At 50.2% G+C, this 2,098-nt stretch carries 6 protein-coding genes; all 6 read right to left on the reverse strand.

The window, feature by feature from the left end; translation table 11 throughout:
- Positions 1-25: 25 nt before the first annotated feature.
- Positions 26-235, reverse strand: a complete 210-nt coding sequence (locus YH3_RS37075; RefSeq protein ID WP_064445164.1) for a hypothetical protein — start codon at positions 233-235, stop codon at positions 26-28.
- Between the two features lie 143 nt (positions 236-378).
- Complete coding sequence (locus tag YH3_RS34570; protein ID WP_125050704.1) at positions 379-606, reverse strand: hypothetical protein; 228 nt, start codon at positions 604-606, stop codon at positions 379-381.
- 249 nt (positions 607-855) lie between these two features.
- Positions 856-1,266, reverse strand: coding sequence for a hypothetical protein (locus YH3_RS34580; RefSeq protein WP_064445167.1), 411 nt, complete (start codon positions 1,264-1,266; stop codon positions 856-858).
- A complete protein-coding gene (locus YH3_RS35840) occupies positions 1,266-1,508 on the reverse strand; it encodes a hypothetical protein (RefSeq protein ID WP_154100423.1) in 243 nt (80 codons plus the stop codon). The genes YH3_RS34580 and YH3_RS35840 overlap by 1 nt, the downstream gene beginning before the upstream one ends.
- Entirely contained in the window at positions 1,508-1,714 is a 207-nt protein-coding gene (locus YH3_RS35845) for a hypothetical protein (RefSeq protein ID WP_154100424.1), read from the reverse strand. The genes YH3_RS35840 and YH3_RS35845 overlap by 1 nt, the downstream gene beginning before the upstream one ends.
- The gene (locus YH3_RS35850; RefSeq protein WP_073513809.1) at positions 1,711-1,938 is read right to left on the reverse strand and encodes a hypothetical protein; all 228 of its coding nucleotides are present in this window, start codon (positions 1,936-1,938) and stop codon (positions 1,711-1,713) included. Before YH3_RS35850 ends, YH3_RS35845 begins: the two co-directional genes overlap by 4 nt.
- Between the last annotated feature and the right edge of the window lie 160 nt (positions 1,939-2,098).

The raw sequence follows: 2,098 nt of genomic DNA on the forward strand, positions 1-2,098 counted from the left end.
GCCGCTTACCGCCGGCACCGCGTAACTAACGTCCGTGCCTCATACACTTAGCCTCGATCTCGAAGGCAACGAGTACATCTGTGATCTCGTACGCTGCATCAAGGTTGCGCTGCGCTTCAAGTAGAAGGTTCGCTCTCAACTCGATCAGGGCGTCAGGTGACTGATCCTCGTAAAAGGCTTCGCGGGGGATGCCTAGTTGTTCTGCTGCTGTTTCTGCTGTGTGTAGTTCACTCATATCACCTCTTTCATTCTGTGAGTTTGTGCTTGACCAGGTGCCTCAGCTTCCTGTTTCGTTTCTTAAATCCGTATGCGCCGTCATCCATCTTGCAACAAGGTTCTCGACGGCCGGACGCCTTCCATTGCTTGAGATGGATGTTCTTACTCATTGCCCGCCTCCGTCTTGACCTCATATACCAGCTCATAGAACTGCGCACCCATGCCGAGATCACCGTCAAAGTCGACACTGCTGTGCTGGTCGTGGATCTCGAACCACTCGTCGATCTTGAAGTCTTCGAGACGAGCTGACCACTCAACGGGGTAGTACTTGGCGATGACTTTCTCTGATCCACACTTCTTGCACCGCAGGGCCATTCGGTTATTCGCCATCACCAACCTCCGGCTTATACACCTCAACCGTTGGCCTGTAGAAGTCCCCGCCCCATCGCCAAGCGAGGCCACCTAACTGCAATCTGCGGGTAAGTTCGACGCTCTCATCGTCGTAGCCAAAATCCTCAGTGTGCTCCATCTTGCGGATGAGTTGAGCGTTCGGGATACCTGCGAACTTGGCAGCGATCTCGGTTTCTAGGCGGGACGGCCGGGGTGGTTCGTTGTGACCGTAGGTAGGGGAGTGCTCGCTCATGCAGTTGTCTCCGCAGCAACCAACTGACCTGCGTCATCTAGTGCGATGACAAGCTTGAGGTTAACTTTTAGGGCTACATTGTCAGTTAATACGCCAATCATCGGATGATCAATATGTCCACCCTCGTCGGTGAAGCCGTACCCTGAGCCATAGCTACCGTCGTCAAACTTTTCAAGATAGTAAAAATATTCAGTCTTGTTATAGGCTAGCTTTGCTGGCAACTTCTCTAGTAGGTAGTCGGAGGTATAGAGAGGGAATCGCTCAGACCTATCAAACTCCTGTGCATCTTGCCAGTGCCAGATAGTAGATTTTCCGCCAATGGTCATATAGTAGTTAGCTCTTGTTTCCCATTCAGGTAATCGCCTATACACTTCCTTGCATAGCTCAAAAAGCTCATTATCTTGCATTACGAATCCTTTCCGTTAGATTCAGTCGTGAGTATCATTGCTTTAATTGACTCAAGATAGTAAACAAGCTTATCTACTTTTCCAGCAGGCATCATCCATGGCGATTTGCGCCACTCAGACATAGTAGGGCGTGAAACATTGAGAGCATCGGCGATTTGCTGGTCTGACATATTTAGCAATATTTTACATTGGTCTTCTATCAGATAAGTGACGTAACCCGTACTTGTTTGTTCTTCATCCATTACTCGCCTCCTTCCTTCGTCTCAAAAACCGTGACTGGTATGAAATCCTTGCCCTCCTCATCGACCTTGTTGAATGCGTAACCAAGCAGCATGTTCACCGTCATATTGAGGGACAATCCGTGCTGAACAGACAGGTCTTGTACGCGCTCGACCATCGAATGATCTGTCAGTCTCAATGCAATTGGCTTGATTGGTTGTCCGTTCATGCCGCACCTCCCCGGTATGCACCATGCAAGATGTGCGGAGCTAGTGCCTCCATGCGGACAAGAGCTTCTTCCCGTGTAATCAGTCGCTCGTCTACCTCGTTAAACGTGTCCTCGAACGCGAGGATTAGTGCGAGCTTGGCGATGTCTGCTCGTAGATCCACCGTGTCGGCTAGATGGTCGATGCACGGTTGGTTCGGCAGTGATTCAGGTCCGTTGTGTGCCATGGATGATTCCTTGTTCAGTTGTTATTTAGTTGTGTGACAGTCGATCTGGTTGCGCCATCGAGTAATTAAGTGTCCTGTTGAGGGTGGGCTTCAACAGAACCTCGATGGAGCAACTAGATGTTGTGGGTATGGACGTTGTTGACGCGGGACTGAAGTAGAC

The sequence above is a fragment of the Rhodococcus sp. YH3-3 genome (assembly GCF_001653035.1).
GTDB classification, from domain to species: domain Bacteria; phylum Actinomycetota; class Actinomycetes; order Mycobacteriales; family Mycobacteriaceae; genus Rhodococcus_F; species Rhodococcus_F qingshengii.